The organism is Bacillus cereus (assembly GCF_015071065.1).
Lineage (GTDB): Bacteria > Bacillota > Bacilli > Bacillales > Bacillaceae_G > Bacillus_A > Bacillus_A cereus_BA.
This window is the reverse complement of sequence record NZ_VOVA01000012.1, coordinates 1-18,005: the sequence shown is the minus strand read 5'-3', so window position 1 is coordinate 18,005 and position 18,005 is coordinate 1. Positions and strand designations below refer to the sequence as shown.

Sequence of the window (18,005 nt, the reverse complement as noted above, 5' to 3'; positions counted from 1 at the left end):
TTTTTAATAAATATGTTTGGGACCTTAAACCTGATTCCTTATGTCGCTATTTTCACGATTACAGTTCCCAAAATATTACTGATTAAAAGTACTTTTATCTATATCCTCTTTTCCACTTACAATACTTAATTCATTTTGTCTGAGAGATAGGATAACCGCACAAGCCAAAATCGCTAATGCACCAATCACGAACATCCCGTTTGAAATGGCTAATTGTCCGAAGATCATTGGGCCAAAAAATCCACCTAAACTCGCAAATGCATTAACCGTTGCAATGCCGGCTGGTGCAGTTGATTCCGTGAAAAACAGGGTCATAAATGAGAAAAAGGCGCCTACAAATCCATACAGTCCAATCGCTGCGAAAGCAATCAACATGATCATCGTCAATGCACTATCAGCAAACCCACACATAATAAAACCTGAAGCTGCAATAAGGAAGCTTACAATCAAATGTTTCTTATGCTCATTTCTTTTATCAGAACTCCATCCAAAGAGTAACATGGAAGGGATCCCGATTAGTGCCGGTATAATCGTTAACCAGCCAATTTCCATATTATTCGAACTAGTGATAAATGATTTAATGATACTCGGAAGCCAAAAACCAAGACCGTACATTGCTGTATAATTAGCAAAGTAAATAAAAGCCAATTTCCATACCTTCGAGTCTTTAAACATTTCTAATTTCGATACTTTATTTACTGCAAGGCTTTGACGTCTTTCTCTATCCAGTTCATTTTCTAGCCAATTTTTTTCTTCCTCTTTTAACCATGTAGCATCTTTCGGACGATTATTTAAGTAAAACAGCGTGACAACTCCTAAAATAATGGCTGGGATGCCTTCGAGAATAAACATCCATCTCCAACCAACTATCCCATACCATGCAATGTTATCCATAATCCAGGTTGATAATGGGGCTCCTATAATCGTACCAATCGGTAAAGCCATAACGAGAGATGCGGAAGCACGTCCTCTTTCTTTATTTCGAAACCAATATGTAAAATATAAAATAATTCCTGGGAAAAATCCTGCCTCAGCAATTCCGAGTAAAAAACGAGCAATATACAAATGTGCGGCCGATTGTACAAATGCTGTTAAAACTACTATGATACCCCATGAAATCATAATTCGAGCGATCCAAACTTTCGCGCCAACTTTGTGCATGATCATATTGCTGGGTATTTCAAATAGGAAATACCCAAGAAAGAAAATACCTGATAATAACCCAAAAGCTTCTGCAGATAACCCCAGCTTTGCATTCATTTCCAAAGCTGCAAAGCCTAAATTCACACGATCCAAATAAGCAATGACATAACATATAAACGTAAATGGTAAAATGCGTATCATTGTTTTTTTGATTGTTGTACTCTCAATTGATTGATGCAATGAATTCATATTATACATTCCCTCCTAAAATAACGAATTATCAGTAGGCTCTACAATATTTAGCAAATTACTTTGGTGAATATACTCACAGATCTGACGGATTTTCCTAAATCGCAAATCAGAGAGCATTTCCAGTCAGTTTCGCCTTCATTTTAAATCTAGGTAAACTCCCATCAAGAACTAACAAAACTTCTGCTGTAAAAGATAATTTTGTTAGTAGTAGGACATATTTTAGCTTTAGCGGAATTACTTTTCGGTGTAAACGCTAACATTTTTGGGTTTGCTAAATATTTAATATCTAATCTACGGATTCCATGTTTAGCAGATTACTATTTATAAAAATTGGATTTCTCAAAAATATAATCCAGCTGCTTAATAAACTTCTCATTACGGTATTTTTGACTTTGCGCTTCTACTTTTCCTTTTTCTCTTTGTAATTTCAAAATAATCACCCCCTTTTTAATAATTGGATTGATAGTAACACGGGCTTTTGTCGTATATAAATAACAAAATTCTGCTATATGACAATCCTGTTTAATTTTTCTAAAAATTAAGAAAATAATGTTTTTTATAAACGATCTATCGATATCAGTTAAAATATTTCTTTTCGAGCAGGGGATTTTATCAATAATAAGAGGCTTATCCATCTAAACAATGTACGAGAGCCTGATTAGACGGATAGAGTAAAAAAGTACATTTGAGCTATCCTTTTTGTTATTCTATTGATAGAAGGCTTTTGAGAAAGGAAAAAAATTTCTTATTACATTTAACAATTGCTAAAATCTGATATAAAGAAAGTAATATGTATTACAAAGTAGTTGAGAATTTAAAGGGGTGAATGAAATTAATAGAGATTATACAATTCAGACTGTGCAAAACGCTATGCAAATCTTACGTTTGTTCACAGTAGAAAAACGGGAATGGACATTGTCAGACATTGCTAGAAAAAAATCCATGAGTATTAGTACTACAAAGCGCCTTTTGAATACGTTGGAAAACTATGGGTATTTGGAGAGGAGGTCAGGAACTAAAAAATATAGGCTTAGTCTGTCGATCTTAAAATTATCCGGTATTGTCAAAACAACAATGGAAATTCACCGAGAAGCTCGTCCAATTTTAAAAAAACTAGTCAACGATTTTGGTGAAGCTGTTCATATTGGAGTTTTAGAAGGAACAGAAACGATTTATTTGGACAAAATGGAAGGGTTACATCCAGTCCGATTATCTTCCCATATTGGAAAGAATAATCCAGTATACTGCACTGGATGCGGAAAAGTTATTCTTGCTTTTGAAGAGCAAACAGAACAGGAAAAAATTATTAAAACGATTGAACTGCAACGATTTTATCAGTTTAGTTCAAAAACGGTTAGAAATGTAAGAGAATTAAAGAGTCATCTTAGTCAAATCAAAAAGCAAGGATATGCAGTTTGTATAGATGAATTTAGCGAAGGCATAACCAGTATTGCAGCTCCTATCTACGATTATAATGAATCTGTCGTCGCTTCGATCAGTATCACTGGCCCTAGTAATCGGATAGACATTTCACAAATTGTAGAAGGTGTGGTGAAAGCAGGAAAAGACATTTCGAAAAGTCTCGGATATATTTATTAATATGATTATAGAATAAGAAGGAAGGAAGGAAAGGTAATGGAACGAAGAAGCTTTTCATCACTTGAAAATGCATTACGTATACTGGAGGTATTTAGCGTTGAAGAACCAGATTTTAGTGTGAAAGAGATTGCAGATCGGCTTTCGATTGCTGACAGTACAGCTCATCGATTGCTGTCCACGCTTAAAAAGGAAGGATTCATTGCAAAAGATAATATAAATAATAAATATCGTCTCGGTATTTCTATACGTGCATTAGAATCAGTTTTAATAAAAGATTTGGCCCTATATAATGCATCTACGTCAATTTTGTATGCACTGGCTAAAAAGGTGAACGAGGCATCCTCGCTCTGCATTTTATATAATAATCAAACTTTTTATGTTAATACAGTAGATTCCGATCGCCCTATTTATGACGGATTGACGTACGTAGGAAAATCTCAGCCTATCTTAAGTACAAGCGCAGGAAAGGTGTTAATTTCCACTAAATCGGAAGAAGAAATAGAGGGAATTATTTCTATGGAAGCAACATTTAATAAAATAGATAAGCTTCAGTATGATTTAACAGAGTTATTGCACGTTCAAGAAAAGGGGTACGCAATTAGTTATAACAACTTTTCCTCTGGATTAACATCAATTGCTGCACCAGTAAAAAATGAGAGCGGAGACATTATAGCTGCCATTGAATTAATTGGTCCTGAGCAACGTATTCAGCCTTCCTCTGTTAATACATATGTAAAAATGGTGATAGAAGCCACGATAGAATTGGAAAAATCTTTATACAGGAATAATTAATAAAGAATAAGTATCAAAAAAAGTTTTCTTACTGTTCTGACGATAAGAAAACTTTTTTTGTGTCCTGCACCTTTAACCATTCACCGTGTTGATTTGTAGCAATATAAAGCGACGAAGAAAGGTTAAGTTATGAAGACTGTTTTATACAAGAAAATATTTTTGATTGAATATTCTAAAAATAAAAATAAAATTACCGCATAGAAGAATGTTCAATTTATAAATGACAAAACATTGTGATAAAATTCAAAATAGTAATTATGAAAACAATTACATTAAAGGGAGAACGATAATGATGATCTCTGAAAAGAAAAAAGAAGTTTTTATGGAGCCTACCATTCACGTAGAGGATATTCAATCTCAAAAACTTCAAAAACAACTGGATTATATTTTTGGGAATTCGAAATTCTATCAGAACAAGTTTAAAGATCTAGGTATTGAAAGAAGCGATATTAAAGAGTTAACTGATTTAGCAAAACTGCCGTTTACCTATAAGCAGGAGATCAGGGAAAGCCAAAATGTATTGCCGCCACTAGGTTCGCATGCGATTGTCGATATGAAAGAAGTTGTTCGTGTGCATTCATCGTCTGGCACGACTGGCCGACCGACTTATGTTGGAATCACGAGACATGATTATGATGTTTGGACAGAGATGCTAGCAAGAGCTGCATATACTCATGGGATTAGAAAAGAAAGCAAAGTTGTTTTCGCGATGGGCCTTTCCTTCTTTGTTGGAAGTTCCTTCAAGGATGGAATAGAAAGGTTAGGCGCCACTTTTATTCCGATTGGTACAGGTGCTTCGGATCGGGTCATCAGAAGCATCATCGACTTCGAAGCTGATGCTTTGTTCTGTACGCCATCTTATGCATCCCATTTAGCTGAATTTGTCAGAAAAAATTACAATATGGAGCCTTCCGAGTTAAGTATTAAACTCATGTCTGTTGGTGGAGAGCCAGGTGGGGGATTACCTGAGGTTCGTAAAAAAATTGAACAGGATTGGGGTTGCAAAGTCGTGGAAGCGATGGGAAATGCCGATATGGCTCCCGTGATGTTCAGTGAATGTCAAGAGCAGAATGGTATGCACTTCATCGGATCGGATTACGTCATTTGCGAAATTATTGATCCTGAAACAGGAGAAGTTGTTCCACATAGCGACCATATGAAGGGCGAACTGGTTTATACAGCTATTGACCGCGAATGTGTCCCGCTTGTCCGATTCAGAACAAGAGATTTAGTTCAAGTTGATACAACGCCATGTAAGTGTGGGCGACGTAGTTTCCGTCTGCGCTGTGTTGGCCGAACTGACGATATGTTAATCGTTCGTGGAGTGAATGTTTTCCCATCAGCGATTAAGGATGTAGTAAATAGTTTTAGGCCGAAAACAACAGGTGAAATTCGGATTCTACTAAAAGAGAAGCCACCTTTAGCGGAGGCGCCGCTTCCAATTAAAGTGGAGTATTCAAAAGGCTTAAATGAAAACGAAAAAGGCACATTGAAGAAAGAAATCGAATCTGTGTTACGAGCTAAACTATTTTTTACGGCTGATGTTCAACTCGTTTCAGAAGAATCGCTACCACGTTTTGAAATGAAAGCAAAATTAACCGAGGATTTATATGAAAAGTAAAAAACATCTTGAAATGAAAACGCTTAAATGAAGAGGGGATGGATAAAGTGAGCAATATCGTACTGATAGAAGGGGCACGTACTGCATTTACGGAAATTTCAGGCACATTTAGAGAGATTTCCGCAATAGATTTAGGAGCAGAAGCAGCCCGAGAAGCGATTCGTAAAGCGAAAATCGATCCAGAGGAAATAGATCAAGTCGTATTTGGAAATGTCCAGCAGTCCAGTAAAGATGCACATTATCTCGCTCGTCATGTGGGTTTAAAAGCAGGACTTCCCATCCATGTACCTGCATTGACAATCAATCGCTTATGTGGAACTGGTGTAGAAGCCATTTTAACGGCCGCACGCTATATTATGAACGGTGAAGCAAAAGTGGTGTTGGCCGGAGGAACGGAAAGTATGAGTCAAGTCCCGCACGTGATTCCTGGAATGAGATGGGGGAGCCCGTTGGGTGGGCCTATTATAGAAGATTGGGTGTGGGATGGATTATATGATACGTATGGTGGATGTAGTATGGCTGTTACTGCGGAAAATTTAGCAGAAAAATATAGAATCACTCGTGAAGAAATCGACAGTCATGCATTATTAAGTCATGAGCGGGCGCTGGCAGCGATGGAAAAAGGATATTTGAAGGAAGAAATCGTTCCGATAACGGTTCCGGACAGAAAAGGAAGCAAAGTGGTTGAAGAAGATGAACATGTTCGGAAAACGAGCATGGAAAAGCTCGGTAAACTAAAGGCCCGCTTTATCGAAAATGGCGTTGTAACACCTGGGAACGCGAGTGGCATGGTTGATGGTGCTGCGGCTGTTATTGTCACATCAAGCGAATATGCAGAAGAGAACGGCCTGAAACCTATTGCGAGACTGGTTTCCTGGGATGTGGTTGGTGTTGACCCAAAATACATGGGTATTGGACCAGTACCTGCGATTCAAAATGCTTTACAAAAAGCGGGATTAAGAATGGAAGATTTAGACTTAATTGAAATCAATGAAGCTTTCTCTGCACAGTATTTAGCATGCCAGAAAGAGCTAGGCTTTGACCCAGAGAAAGGAAATGTGAATGGCGGTGCGATTGCGCTAGGTCATCCACTTGCAGCTAGTGGCACAAGAATTACCCTTTCCCTTGCTTATGAATTAAAAAGGCGTAACAAAAGGTATGGAGCTTCTGCTGTCTGTATTGGTGGGGGGCAAGGGATAGCATCGATTTGGGAACGATTGTAATAGAGCGATAAATTATTTTACAGAAATAGATCGTTGGGATTTTTCGTCAATAATTCATTGAATATTCAATGAATTATTGACGAAAAAGTATAAAGGAGTTGGTGGAAATGATCGTAGATTACAAGTTTAGAGTAAGATGGGGAGATACCGATGCCGCGGGAATTGTATTTTATCCGAACTTTTATAAATGGATGGATGATGCCACACATGAGTTTTTAGCTGCTATAGGGTCGCCATCATCTACCTTGTACGTTGAGCAGCAAATCAGTGTTCCACTTCTTGAAGCGAATTGTCATTTTAAGAGTCCGCTATTTTTTGAAGATCATGTGACTGTTCGCAGCTCAGTCGTGGAATTGCACCAAAAAGTATTCAAAATAAGCCACATGTTTCTCAAAGATGAAAAGATGGTAGCGGAAGGATATGAAATTCGGGCTTGGACATCATTTAAAGAAAAGCCGAAAGCTCATCCAATTCCGAACCATATCCGAGAAAAAATGATGCCTGAAAATGTAGAGATAGTGAAGAATTGAAGCAATTGTTGACAGATAAGAAAGAAGTCAATCACCTTTTTACCATTTAATTCAGATGATACTCCTAAAACAGTAATAGATTTTAGCAAGTTCATCATTCATAGCTATAACCTTTTATCTTTATATATGCCATAAAACTTAGAAATGGGGCGTAATTTCATGAATAGTGTAAATAAATGTGATGTGATTGTGGTTGGAGCTGGGCCAGTTGGGTTGACAGCCGTGTTGGCGCTACAAAAAAAAGGGATCTCATGCGTGATTATCGAAGCGGAACCGAAAGACCGTCCGCGTCCAGGCAGCCGTGCAATCTACCTACACAGCGTTACATTAAAACTGCTGGAAGAAACATCAAAAGGACTAGGATTTGAATTAGCCAAAAACGGAATTATCTGGCCAGTAAAGCGAACGCTTTATAAAGGAAAAGAAGTATATGTGAAAAATTATGGGGTCACCAACAACCAAGATCCAAATAAATTGCCGCATTTTACTGCGCTTCATCAAGACCATATTGAAAAACATATTTATAACGCCTGCATTGAAGCCGGAGTACAGTTTGTATGGGGAGCACCTGTCGCTAAACTAAACATTCAGGACAATAGGGTTACATTAATTACCGAATCAGGTGATGTTTGGGAATCGAAGTATATTATTGGAGCAGATGGCGCCCGTTCAGTGGTTCGTGAACAGGCGGGTCTTAAGCTAGAAGGACCACGCACAAACGATACATTCCTCGTTGTGGATGTCAAGGAGGACGAAGAAAGTCCCCTTCCTCTTGAACGAATTTTCCATTATCATCACCCAGCAATGGATCGCCGTAACGTAATGCTCGTTCCTTTTAAAGGTGGATGGCGCGTTGATCTTCAATTACTTGAAGACGACGACGTTGAAGAATTTACAAATATTGAAGGTGTGAAAAAGTGGCTGTCTAAAGTAATGGATCCGAAATATGCAGAGCGCATTACCTGGGTATCTTCTTATCGTTTCCATCAAGTAGTCGCTAATTCATTTACGGATGAAAAGCATCGAGTTCTTTTGGCTGGAGAAGCAGCTCATTTGTTTGCACCATTCGGTGCTCGCGGACTGAATTCCGGTGTGCCGGATGCGATTATTGCGGTACGCGGCATTGAAAAAGCCCTTAGGGCGGATACGGAGGAAATACGTCGTGAAGCGATCGGAGCTTCAGCAACAGAACGGAGAATTGCAGCCCAGTGGAACCGCGATGGATCTACAACCGCACTCCACCATTTGCAGGGAGAGGCAAAAGAAATTGATATGAAACGAGCAGTCGCTGCTTCGCTCACATCCATTGTCCCAAGACTTGGTCGCTGGCTTGATGAAGGTCCGTATGGTCCGAAATTTGGTCCACCTGAACTGACAACGAAATATTAATGCAAAGAGAGAAGCCAATTCTCGCGAAAAAGCGGACCTGAGCATAAGGACAAAGGAAAAAGGAGAGGAACTTAATGGTAGTTATGCTGAATGAGGAGAAACATGGGACGGGTGCTCGTACAGTGAATGATTGGATAGAACGTTTACTAGCTATTGATTGGTATAAACAGGCAGGTCAACAGCCAGAAGGTGCAGTGGAGAAGGTAAATCAATTTATGCGAACACTGGGTGTAAATGAATATGAAGTAAAATGGTTGTCCAAAGATCAGGTGTCCGATGCCATCCAACGTCTTACCTTTGAGGGAAGTAACCTTTGGAGAATTTTAGAAAAAGTACCAGGTCAATTGAAAGCTAAAATAAATAAAACTGGTAATGAATCATTGCTTGAGAAGGTAGTGGATATCGTACCAGAAGCGGTATTTCATAATGCTTTTGCAAGAGCTTTCCATACGTTTGGTGAAGAAAAAACGGTTCAGTTTCTTGTAGGGCATGCGATGTATGTCAGTATACTGATTTGTACAGCTGTACTAGCTGAAGAACCGAATATTTTTTTACCTATAGTAGAACTGCTTGAAGCAGGTTACCTGCCACTTGGGCCAGAAGGGGATACATTTTATCTCGTTTAAGACGCATGAAGAAGCTTTATAGAATAAGGGAATCGTTGTTTGGAAGAGCCTACTATATATGTTGCTGACTATATAGAAGCCTTAAAGTATCTTATTATCTTTCACGAGATTAGCGGATATCTCCCAGCAATTAAAGCAAATACTTAATAATGAAGAATGATATGAATGGAGGATATGGAAATGAAATTAGTTACATTTAGCCGCGAAGGAATGACACAACGTGTTGGAGCGATTGTCAACGAAGAAGTCATCGATCTGCATGTTGCCTATAAGTCTTTACTTGCATCAGAAGGGAAAATTCGCGCCCAACAAATTGCCGATGCATTTGTTCCGGCAGACATGACTGGATTTTTACAAGGTGGAAAAGAAAGCTTGGAGCTTGCTCAAAATGCAATTGACTATGCAGTAGAAAATAAAACCGACAATGGATACAGACTTGTATATGATTTAAATGAAGTAAAAGTTGAAGCACCAGTGCCGGTACCTGGAAAAATAATCTGTGTTGGTCACAATTATCGCGAGCATATTTTAGAAATGAAACGTGAGCTTCCATCATACCCGGTTGTATTCGCTAAATTTGCTAATACGGTCATTGGCCCACAAGATGACATTCCATTTTATCCAATTTCAGAACAGCTTGACTACGAAGCAGAATTTGCTTTCGTAATTGGAAAACGTGCAAGAAACGTATCACAAGAAGAGGCCCTTGAGTACGTAGTTGGATACACTATTGCTAATGATGTAACGTACCGCGATCTTCAAAGGCGCACTCTTCAATGGCTGCAGGGTAAAACTGTTGAAGGAAGCGCACCAATGGGACCGTGGTTAGTAACATCTGATGAACTTCAAAATCCTGCTAGTCTAGAAGTTATTTTAACTGTTAATGGTGAAGAACGTCAACGTTCTAATACTGCCAATCTAGTATTCTCTGTTCAGTACTTAGTTGAATTTTTATCAAACTTAATGACGCTTGAGCCTGGAGATATCATTTTAACAGGTACGCCAGGAGGAGTAGGAGTTGCACGCGTTCCACAAGTCTTCTTGAAAGAAGGAGACGTTGTCAAAATTGAGATTGATAAAATTGGTGCTCTTGAAAACCGTGTAACGAGTGTCAAAGAAGTAGTTGGGATAAAAAAATGATGACTATTTTAAAGATTAAAGATTCCGTTAAATCCGTTCAACAGTCGCTTGATCAAGTAATTCAAAAAGCAGAAGGGCTCTCCGACGATGTACTTCGTTGGAACCCTAATGAAGAAGAGTGGTCTGTTATGCAAATCCTTTGTCATCTCGTCGAAGCGGTTCCTTATTGGCTTGATGAAATTGAACAGCTTTTAGAGACTTCAGGTAAAGAGTGGGGGCGAGGTTTGCAGAATGAGGAACGTTTAGCTGCTGTAAACAAAAGTAAGGTTGACAACACTTCTTCATCCGATGTTTTAAAAGAGTTGGAAGCGCTAAAACCACAAGTAGAGCAAACGCTTAACAAATTAGATGAGGAGAAATTAGCGATGAAGGCACCTAGCCGAAATCCTCGTTTTGGTACAAAGTCTATTTTATTTATCGTGGATCATTTACTTGTTGAACATACGAGTAAGCATTTAGGACAAATTGAGCGCAATTTATCCAAGGTCAATAAGTAATGGAACAGGAGGAATAGAGAATGGCAGAAAAAATGGATTTTTTTAAAAGTAAAATAGTTCAGGACTTTACAAGAGATATTCGACAATACAATCTTGGGCCACTTTGGGAGGCAATTCCAGAATTGATGCATCATCAGCCTGAGCCACATGCACAGGCATATCTCTGGAAATGGGATTTACTCGAGAAAAAATTAGGAGAAGCGGCACAAATTTTCACTCCTGAGCGCGGTGGTGAACGAAGAGCAATCTATCTTCAAAACCCTGGTTTAGACTATCGTCAGCCGTGGGGGTGGGCATCTACTTCACAAACGCTTTATGCAGCAGTCCAACTGCTTCAGCCGGATGAAATAGCCCCTTCTCATCGTCATACACAAAATGCCCTTCGATTTATTACACAGGGTGAAGGTGCTTACTCTATTGTTGAAGGGGAACGTATTTTCATGGAAGAAGGAGATTTCGTTATTACCCCAAAAAACCTCTGGCATGGCCATGGCCATGAAGGTACTGAGCCGATGATTTGGATGGATGTTCTCGATATCCCGACAATCTATATGATGGGTGGTACGTTCTTCGAGTCTTACCCTGAAAGAATCGAACAACCGAAAGTACCAGATAACTATTCTGCACAGCGCTATGAAGGTGGTATGGTTCGCCCAATTTCCGATCGTCATCCTAAGGCAGCCCCACTTGGTGCTTATAGATGGAACCAAACATTGAAAGCTATTGAGGGATTATCGCGCTTTGAGCCAGATCCATATGATGGTTATGCCGTAGAATTTATTAACCCATCAAACGGTCAAACGGCGAATCCAAATATTGGAGCATGGATGCAGAAGCTTCCAAAAGGATTTCATTCAAAAGCTCACCGCCACACGCATTCGACGATTTACCAAGTGTTTAGAGGTTCAGGTTACAGCATAATTAACGGCGTTCGATTTGACTGGTCACAAGGTGATTACTTTATTATTCCGAACTGGGCAGTCCATGAACACGTAGCGTTAGAAGATACGTTCTTCTTCTCTGTGAACGATTTACCGATTATAGAAAAATTTGATCTTGAGAAAGAGAAGCCATATGAAAGCAATAATGGTTATCAGGAAGTAACGGGTGAGTTTAAACCTATCATTTTAGTATAAACTCTGATATGTTTCAAGGTTCTGGTGCAAACACCATTTGATAGGGATATAGAACCTACATGGACTGTCCAATGACCGATTATGGTGCAATTCGAAATAACTTATATATGAATCCAACTCGTAAGCCAATTAACTTAAGAAACAAATAATCCCAAACCGATAATATTTAGTGTTTTTCTATCCAAATGGAACCGAAATTTTTGTTATGGGGGTGTCTCAAAATATTAGCTTGATGGGTATGGGGCACCCCCTCTTTTTATTATGTAAATGAGAAGCTATAGATTTGGCATTTATTTTTCTACCTTCATTACCATCTAAATATCGCCTTACCGCCTGTATTTTTCTTTTTGAGAAAATTTAGCCATAAAAAAAACTGCACCTCCAATTGTTAAACATTGTTTAACAATTGGAGGTGCAGTTCAGTTACTTAGTTGAGCTTTTTAAACCCTGTCTACTTGACAGCGGTCACTGCATTATATTTTTGATTGGTCAATTCATAATTGTTAAAGTACGAATGCAAGAATTATTTTTCATCTGCATACTTTTCCTCTAAGGCAATTAATAGAGCAATTAACCCATTTACTACAATAATTGAAGTAGTTATAAAAGATTTAGAAAGAGTAAAGGAACCTTCTATTAAAGGTGATAAAAATTTAAATGAAAGTATACTAGCTATAATGGCCCCTCCTGTTCCGTAGCTAAGAAAGTCTTTTTATTTCTGAGATTTTCAAAGTTATAGGAGGATATTAAAAATGAAAAAAGTCTCAGTACCATCACTTTGGTTAATGATTATTCTTGTAGCATTTCCGCAAATTAGTGAAACTATGGTAGTTTTCACTCGAGTATGTATTTTGAATGATAGAGCTGAAAATTCTGTTTAAGTATATAAAAAAGAGAGTCTCATTGAAAAATGAGACTCTCTTTTTTATAAAAATTATCATTCGTGCTGATAATTTTTAGTACTACAGTTTTACAAATTTTATTTATTAAACAAGAGATTTTTTTAGCAACTGTTTTTTATCATCTACAATAAATTGTGAATATAGTTGCCATGTGGGGGGATATAAGATTTTATCTAAAACTTGGTATTGGCCTGTGTTTGTGCTACGTTTGGTTTATATTTGGTTTATATTTGGTTTATGTTTGGTTTATATTTGGTTTATGTTTCGTTTTCGTTTGGTTTATGTTTGGTTTCATTAATTACAAAATCAGTTACAAAAGTTACAAAAGCTATTTTTGTTATCAAAATAGACTTATATTACGGAGGAGAGCATGAAAAATGTCTTTAGGAGGGGACAAAAAATTTTGGTGAATAAAAATGTATTATCAAACTTGGACATACTCATGTTATGAATCTAAACATAAAGGGAAATAGTATGAATAAACCAATAGCATTTAAATGAAAACATTATTAATCAAAAATTTATGCTCATTTTAAGATGGAAGATATGATACAACATAAGATTTCGAGATTTGATAGGGATGATGAAACGTTGTAATTGCTTAGTTTGTAAATATTAAAATTAGTAAAGATAATAGGGAAATATAGATTATTTTTTGTTTGTACAATGATTATAAACTAGGTTTATCAGTATGATTTAGAATTAAATAGTTTATATAAAAGTAAGAAGATAATAGATTTACTTATAGCGTGCCGTTGATTAAGAAAGAAATACAATTGATTTTTATTTAGGTGAAACAAGAAAGTATAAGGCCGCAGAGCGTTTTTTAAGAAAGCTTTGCGGTCTTTTATGTTTTAAACCCTTGTTTTATTACTCTATACAAGTACGCGGTTAATCCTATGGTAATTCAGAACAAGATTATCATTGTAATAGGTAATTGTTAATTGTTTCTAGTTTGAAAATTTATATTGGGAGTCTTAAAGATATAGTAAATATAAAGGAGATGGGTTAAATAATGAAATACACACTTAAAGATCTTATAAATATAAACGAGTTTAAGAATATAACAGAGCAATTTTATAATTTAACTAAAGTTCCATTCTGTCTCCTTGATAATAATCAAAATATTATATTTTCCAAAGGTGACCCTTTTTTTCGTAATCAAAAAATCCAATTTTCCCAAGAAATTCATATTCCCATCATTATTGAGCAGGAACGTATAGCAACCTTTGTTATAGGAACAAGTATTAATAAAGAGGTTATTGCGGATTCTCATATAACATATTTTAAATGCATTGCAAATCTAATTGAAGAGATGGCAACACAACAATTACACCTTAAAAAAATTCATGAAAAAGATTCACAAATGAATGCGATAACAAATCATGAGGGAAATTGTTTAGGCAGTATATTACAAAATATGCCGATTATGATTAATGCTATTGATGAAAAAGGAAATATTATTATGTGGAATCGGGAATGTGAATTAGTAACTGGATATAATGCAGATGAAATAATTAACAATCCAAAAGCGATGAAATTGCTAGATCCTCATAGACCTAATCGTAACGATTTGTTGCGAAATGGTCACGATTTTAGAGATTGGGAGATGGATATCACATGTAAAAATGGTGAGATAAAAACTATTATGTGGTCCAATATTTTACATAGTATTCCAACTTTAGGATGGAGTGTCGGAGCAATTGGAATTGATATAACTAAGCGTAAGAGGATGGAAGAGAAACTTAAACAAACCTCGACTGAACTAGAATTAATTTTTAAAGCAATTCCTGATTTGTATTTTTTATCAGAACTTGATGGGACCATTAAGGATTGTAAAGTAAATTCTATATCCAAATTTTATGTTCCAATTGAAGAATTTATAGGGAAGAAATTCCAAGAGATATTACCAGTTCCTATCATAAAGCAATTTGAGAAGGCTATTAATCAAATAAAAACTTCATCCGCTCCTGTATTAATAGATTATTCTCTACAACTAGATGATGAAATTTATTATTTTGAAGCAAGACTTTTACCGCTTTTTGAGGATAAAATTATGATTATTGTACGTGATATTACAGAGCGTACAATAACGACGGAATTATTAAAGAAATCAGATACCCTTAATGCAGTAGGGCAATTGGCAGCTGGGGTCGCTCATAAAGTTCGTAACCCATTAACAGTAATTAAAGGGTTCATGCAATTATTGCAGCAGGAAGTAGGGGAGGATAAAGAATATTTAAGCCTAATACTTTCTGAAATCAGCAGTATTGAAACAGTTCTTCAAGAATTTTTATCTATTGCAAAACCGAATGCTGCAGTATTTGAGCCTAAAAACCTTTGTACTATATTAAATAATGTGGTCGACTTAATAAGTACACAAGCAATAATGAAGAACATTCGTATTACATTAAATGTGGATGTTGAAAACTTATTAGTTGAGTGTTGCGAAATTCAATTAAAACAAGTTTTCTATAGTATTTTACAAAATTCTATTGAGGCTATACAAAATGGTCAAGAAATCATTATTAATGTGAAAAAACATAATAGTACCGAGGTCAAGATTTGTATTTTAGATAAAGGGGTAGGTATTCCTTCAGAAAGAATTAAAAGACTAGGTGAACCTTTTTATAGTACAAAAGAAAAAGGGACGGGTGTTGGGCTCATGATGAGTTATCGAATTATTGAAAGTCATGGTGGGAAAATAAGTATAAAAAGCCAAGTTGGGAAAGGAACTACTGTTACTCTGTTTTTCCCAATTTATAACGGTGACTGAGTTGGTGATGTTAGTCCAAATAGCATGTAATCATAACTAGCAAATAAATCTCTGAAAATGAAAAATCAAACTATTATCTTGTAGAAATATAGGTGGTCTGAAGTGATTTGATCAGGCAAAGAAAAATGGATTTAATAGAGATAATGTAACTTGAATTTGAAGTACAACTTCTAGTTTCAGTAGACGTTATATTTTATGCATAGAAGTAAGAGGCTCCTTTCAAAATTCACTTAAAAAGTTAGATTTATAATGTAACGGGAGATAAAAAATTAATTTAGGGAAAAGAAGATTGCTCTAAATACCATTTAGGTTAAGTCACATGTATATCTTTAAAGTGAAAAGTTTCTTTTTCTCAGCTATAGAAAAAGAAACTTTTTTACTTGAGTGATAATTTTTTATGATATTTGTGAAAGGGTTTTGTTATATTTTTGAAAGAAAAATGTAATGTATATAAACTAATATGAACTTACGAATATTGATTTTATATCATTCGCCATTGATGAGGGAACAGAGGAGATTTAATGTATGAAAACAAGAATTGCAATTATAGAAGATGAAGATAATATACGGGAGATATGTAAACGGTACTTAGAAAGGGAAGGGTATGAGGTATACACTGCTGTGAACGGAGCAGAAGGATGGAATGTATTTCAACAATTTCAACCAGATCTAATTATTTTAGATTTGATGATGCCAGAAAAAGATGGTTGGGAACTATGTGAGGAAATTCGCCAACATTCCAATGTACCTATTATTATGTTAACCGCGAGAGGAGAAGAAAGGGAGCGGATTTTAGGATTAACAATGGGGGCAGATGATTATGTAACAAAACCCTTTTCGCCTCGTGAATTAGTATTAAGGGTACAAATTATACTAAGAAGAGGAAATCAAGTAACACCTCAAGGAATAGAGCCTGAATCAGGAATGATAGAGTTTCTAGATTTGAAAATTGATCCAACGAAAAGACGTGTATTTGTTTGTCAATATGAAATAGAGCTAACGGTGAAAGAGTTTGAGGTGCTTTATCTCATGGCAAAACATCCTAAACAGGTGTTTTCAAGGTCTCAACTTCTTGAACAAATTTGGGGATTTGAGTATGAAGGCTGCACAAATGCAGTAACTGTATTAATGAGTCGTTTACGTGAGAAATTGGAGAAGCCTACAACAAAGAATCGTTGGGTTCATACGGTTTGGGGCATCGGTTATTGTTTTGAACCAGATGGAGGAAACGATAAATGAAGTTACGAAATCAACTTTTATTGATGAATCTATTAAGCACGGGTATCATGGTAATTTCTATATGGTACAGTGAAAGACAAATGTTACTTAGACCAGAACAGACACGATTATTAATAGTAATAGTAATTGTAGCCATGATTATTTCTACGATCATTTATTGGTTAATGACACGTCCTATAATGAGATCTATTCAAAATTTAATTGCCTTAACCAAACAATTTAGTGATAGACAATTTGGAACGATGTACATAATAGGGAAAGAACCAGAAGAGTTTAAAGAATTAGCGGAAGCGTTTCAAGAAATGGCCAAAAAACTAAACGAAAGTTTTGCTAAGTTAGAAAAAGGAGAAAAAGCACGTACAGAGCTGATTGCGAATATTTCCCACGACTTACGAACACCCATGGCTAGCATACAATTGATGATAGAAGCGTTACAAGATGGATTAATTGAAGACCCTGATATGAAACAACAATATTTAAAGACAATCCTAAATGATATACAACGATTAAGTGGATTAATTAATGATTTATTTGATCTTTCTAAGTTAGAGCTTGGACAAGAAGTTTTTCATCCAAGTTTAATACATGTAGATAGCATTCTATTAAAAGTAATAGATTCACATGATATCTTATTGCAAGATAAAGAGATTGATTTGCAATTGCATGTTTCTGAGACATTACCACGAATTTGGATTATGCCATGTAAAGTAGCACGAGTTATCAATAATTTGTTGCATAACGCGATTCGGCATTCTCCTACATGTGGAACAATCGAATTAATTGTAGAGGAAAATAAACAGAAGCAGCAAGTTCAATTCACTTTGTGTGATGAAGGAAAAGGGATTTCTCCAGATGATCAATTGCGTATATTTGACCGTTTTTTTAGAACGGATCCATCAAGAAGTTCACAATCTGGAGGTTCTGGGCTTGGTTTAGCTATTGCAAAATCGCTAGTTGAACTGCATAAAGGACAAATTGGTGTTCGGGACCGCCAAGATGGGAAACAGGGATGTGAATTTTGGTTTACTCTTCCTGTTACTTCAGAACAGAAATAAGATCGTTGCAAGACTTTTGTAATAGTTATGTTATCGAAATGATAGACTTCCTTGTTAACATACATGTAAGCATTATGTTAGAGGG

General features: G+C 36.3%; 15 protein-coding genes and 2 pseudogenes. 16 read left to right on the top strand and 1 reads right to left on the bottom strand.

What is annotated here, in order from left to right; all coding sequences use genetic code 11:
• Positions 1-75: 75 nt before the first annotated feature.
• Entirely contained in the window at positions 76-1,392 is a 1,317-nt protein-coding gene (locus FT637_RS21900; RefSeq protein ID WP_193648092.1) for an MFS transporter, read from the bottom strand.
• A gap of 825 nt (positions 1,393-2,217) precedes the next feature.
• Between FT637_RS21900 and FT637_RS30680 the strand changes: the two are divergent.
• The 16 genes and pseudogenes from FT637_RS30680 to FT637_RS21835 all read left to right on the top strand — a co-directional run.
• Positions 2,218-2,391: pseudogene (locus FT637_RS30680) on the top strand (helix-turn-helix domain-containing protein); the annotation flags it as partial.
• A gap of 78 nt (positions 2,392-2,469) precedes the next feature.
• On the top strand, positions 2,470-2,994 hold the full coding sequence (locus FT637_RS21895) for an IclR family transcriptional regulator (protein WP_227493913.1): 525 nt from the start codon (positions 2,470-2,472) through the stop codon (positions 2,992-2,994).
• 36 nt (positions 2,995-3,030) lie between these two features.
• Positions 3,031-3,786 carry an IclR family transcriptional regulator gene (locus tag FT637_RS21890; protein ID WP_193648090.1) on the top strand — a complete coding sequence of 252 codons (756 nt, stop codon included), beginning with the start codon at positions 3,031-3,033 and terminating at the stop codon, positions 3,784-3,786.
• Positions 3,787-4,075: 289 nt separating this feature from the next.
• Positions 4,076-5,407, top strand: coding sequence for a phenylacetate--CoA ligase family protein (locus tag FT637_RS21885; protein WP_227493910.1), 1,332 nt, complete (start codon positions 4,076-4,078; stop codon positions 5,405-5,407).
• Positions 5,408-5,454: 47 nt separating this feature from the next.
• Entirely contained in the window at positions 5,455-6,630 is a 1,176-nt protein-coding gene (locus FT637_RS21880) for an acetyl-CoA C-acetyltransferase (protein ID WP_193648089.1), read from the top strand.
• A gap of 107 nt (positions 6,631-6,737) precedes the next feature.
• Positions 6,738-7,160 carry an acyl-CoA thioesterase gene (locus FT637_RS21875; RefSeq protein WP_227493908.1) on the top strand — a complete coding sequence of 141 codons (423 nt, stop codon included), beginning with the start codon at positions 6,738-6,740 and terminating at the stop codon, positions 7,158-7,160.
• A 159-nt stretch (positions 7,161-7,319) separates the two neighbouring features.
• Positions 7,320-8,549 carry an FAD-dependent oxidoreductase gene (locus tag FT637_RS21870; protein ID WP_193648088.1) on the top strand — a complete coding sequence of 410 codons (1,230 nt, stop codon included), beginning with the start codon at positions 7,320-7,322 and terminating at the stop codon, positions 8,547-8,549.
• A gap of 74 nt (positions 8,550-8,623) precedes the next feature.
• Positions 8,624-9,175, top strand: a complete 552-nt coding sequence (locus FT637_RS21865; RefSeq protein ID WP_193648087.1) for a hypothetical protein — start codon at positions 8,624-8,626, stop codon at positions 9,173-9,175.
• Between the two features lie 180 nt (positions 9,176-9,355).
• Positions 9,356-10,315, top strand: coding sequence for a fumarylacetoacetate hydrolase family protein (locus tag FT637_RS21860; RefSeq protein WP_193648086.1), 960 nt, complete (start codon positions 9,356-9,358; stop codon positions 10,313-10,315).
• On the top strand, positions 10,312-10,812 hold the full coding sequence (locus FT637_RS21855; protein WP_227493907.1) for a DinB family protein: 501 nt from the start codon (positions 10,312-10,314) through the stop codon (positions 10,810-10,812). Before FT637_RS21860 ends, FT637_RS21855 begins: the two co-directional genes overlap by 4 nt.
• 20 nt (positions 10,813-10,832) lie before the next feature.
• Positions 10,833-11,948 carry a cupin domain-containing protein gene (locus FT637_RS21850; protein WP_193648085.1) on the top strand — a complete coding sequence of 372 codons (1,116 nt, stop codon included), beginning with the start codon at positions 10,833-10,835 and terminating at the stop codon, positions 11,946-11,948.
• Positions 11,949-12,700: 752 nt separating this feature from the next.
• Entirely contained in the window at positions 12,701-12,829 is a 129-nt protein-coding gene (locus FT637_RS30345) for a hypothetical protein (protein ID WP_264675742.1), read from the top strand.
• A 784-nt stretch (positions 12,830-13,613) separates the two neighbouring features.
• Positions 13,614-13,699: pseudogene (locus FT637_RS30675) on the top strand (IS6 family transposase); the annotation flags it as partial.
• Between the two features lie 166 nt (positions 13,700-13,865).
• Positions 13,866-15,626: an ATP-binding protein gene (locus FT637_RS21845; protein ID WP_193648084.1), complete on the top strand. Its 1,761-nt coding sequence runs from the start codon at positions 13,866-13,868 to the stop codon at positions 15,624-15,626.
• Between the two features lie 525 nt (positions 15,627-16,151).
• Complete coding sequence (locus FT637_RS21840) at positions 16,152-16,865, top strand: response regulator transcription factor (protein WP_193648083.1); 714 nt, start codon at positions 16,152-16,154, stop codon at positions 16,863-16,865.
• Positions 16,862-17,920 carry a sensor histidine kinase gene (locus FT637_RS21835; RefSeq protein WP_193648082.1) on the top strand — a complete coding sequence of 353 codons (1,059 nt, stop codon included), beginning with the start codon at positions 16,862-16,864 and terminating at the stop codon, positions 17,918-17,920. Before FT637_RS21840 ends, FT637_RS21835 begins: the two co-directional genes overlap by 4 nt.
• Positions 17,921-18,005: the final 85 nt, after the last annotated feature.

Excerpts from the sequence above, each read along its gene's own strand:
- FT637_RS21890 (WP_193648090.1), top strand. The coding sequence starts at position 3,031 with ATGGAACGAAGAAGCTTTTCATCACTTGAAAATGCATTACGTATACTG.
- FT637_RS21870 (WP_193648088.1), top strand. The coding sequence starts at position 7,320 with ATGAATAGTGTAAATAAATGTGATGTGATTGTGGTTGGAGCTGGGCCA.
- FT637_RS21840 (WP_193648083.1), top strand. The coding sequence starts at position 16,152 with ATGAAAACAAGAATTGCAATTATAGAAGATGAAGATAATATACGGGAG.
- FT637_RS21835 (WP_193648082.1), top strand. The coding sequence starts at position 16,862 with ATGAAGTTACGAAATCAACTTTTATTGATGAATCTATTAAGCACGGGT.
- FT637_RS21895 (WP_227493913.1), top strand. The coding sequence starts at position 2,470 with ATGGAAATTCACCGAGAAGCTCGTCCAATTTTAAAAAAACTAGTCAAC.
- FT637_RS21855 (WP_227493907.1), top strand. The coding sequence starts at position 10,312 with ATGATGACTATTTTAAAGATTAAAGATTCCGTTAAATCCGTTCAACAG.
- FT637_RS21900 (WP_193648092.1), bottom strand. The coding sequence starts at position 1,392 with ATGAATTCATTGCATCAATCAATTGAGAGTACAACAATCAAAAAAACA.
- FT637_RS30345 (WP_264675742.1), top strand. The coding sequence starts at position 12,701 with ATGAAAAAAGTCTCAGTACCATCACTTTGGTTAATGATTATTCTTGTA.
- FT637_RS21865 (WP_193648087.1), top strand. The coding sequence starts at position 8,624 with ATGGTAGTTATGCTGAATGAGGAGAAACATGGGACGGGTGCTCGTACA.
- FT637_RS21845 (WP_193648084.1), top strand. The coding sequence starts at position 13,866 with ATGAAATACACACTTAAAGATCTTATAAATATAAACGAGTTTAAGAAT.
- FT637_RS21885 (WP_227493910.1), top strand. The coding sequence starts at position 4,076 with ATGATGATCTCTGAAAAGAAAAAAGAAGTTTTTATGGAGCCTACCATT.
- FT637_RS21860 (WP_193648086.1), top strand. The coding sequence starts at position 9,356 with ATGAAATTAGTTACATTTAGCCGCGAAGGAATGACACAACGTGTTGGA.
- FT637_RS21875 (WP_227493908.1), top strand. The coding sequence starts at position 6,738 with ATGATCGTAGATTACAAGTTTAGAGTAAGATGGGGAGATACCGATGCC.
- FT637_RS21850 (WP_193648085.1), top strand. The coding sequence starts at position 10,833 with ATGGCAGAAAAAATGGATTTTTTTAAAAGTAAAATAGTTCAGGACTTT.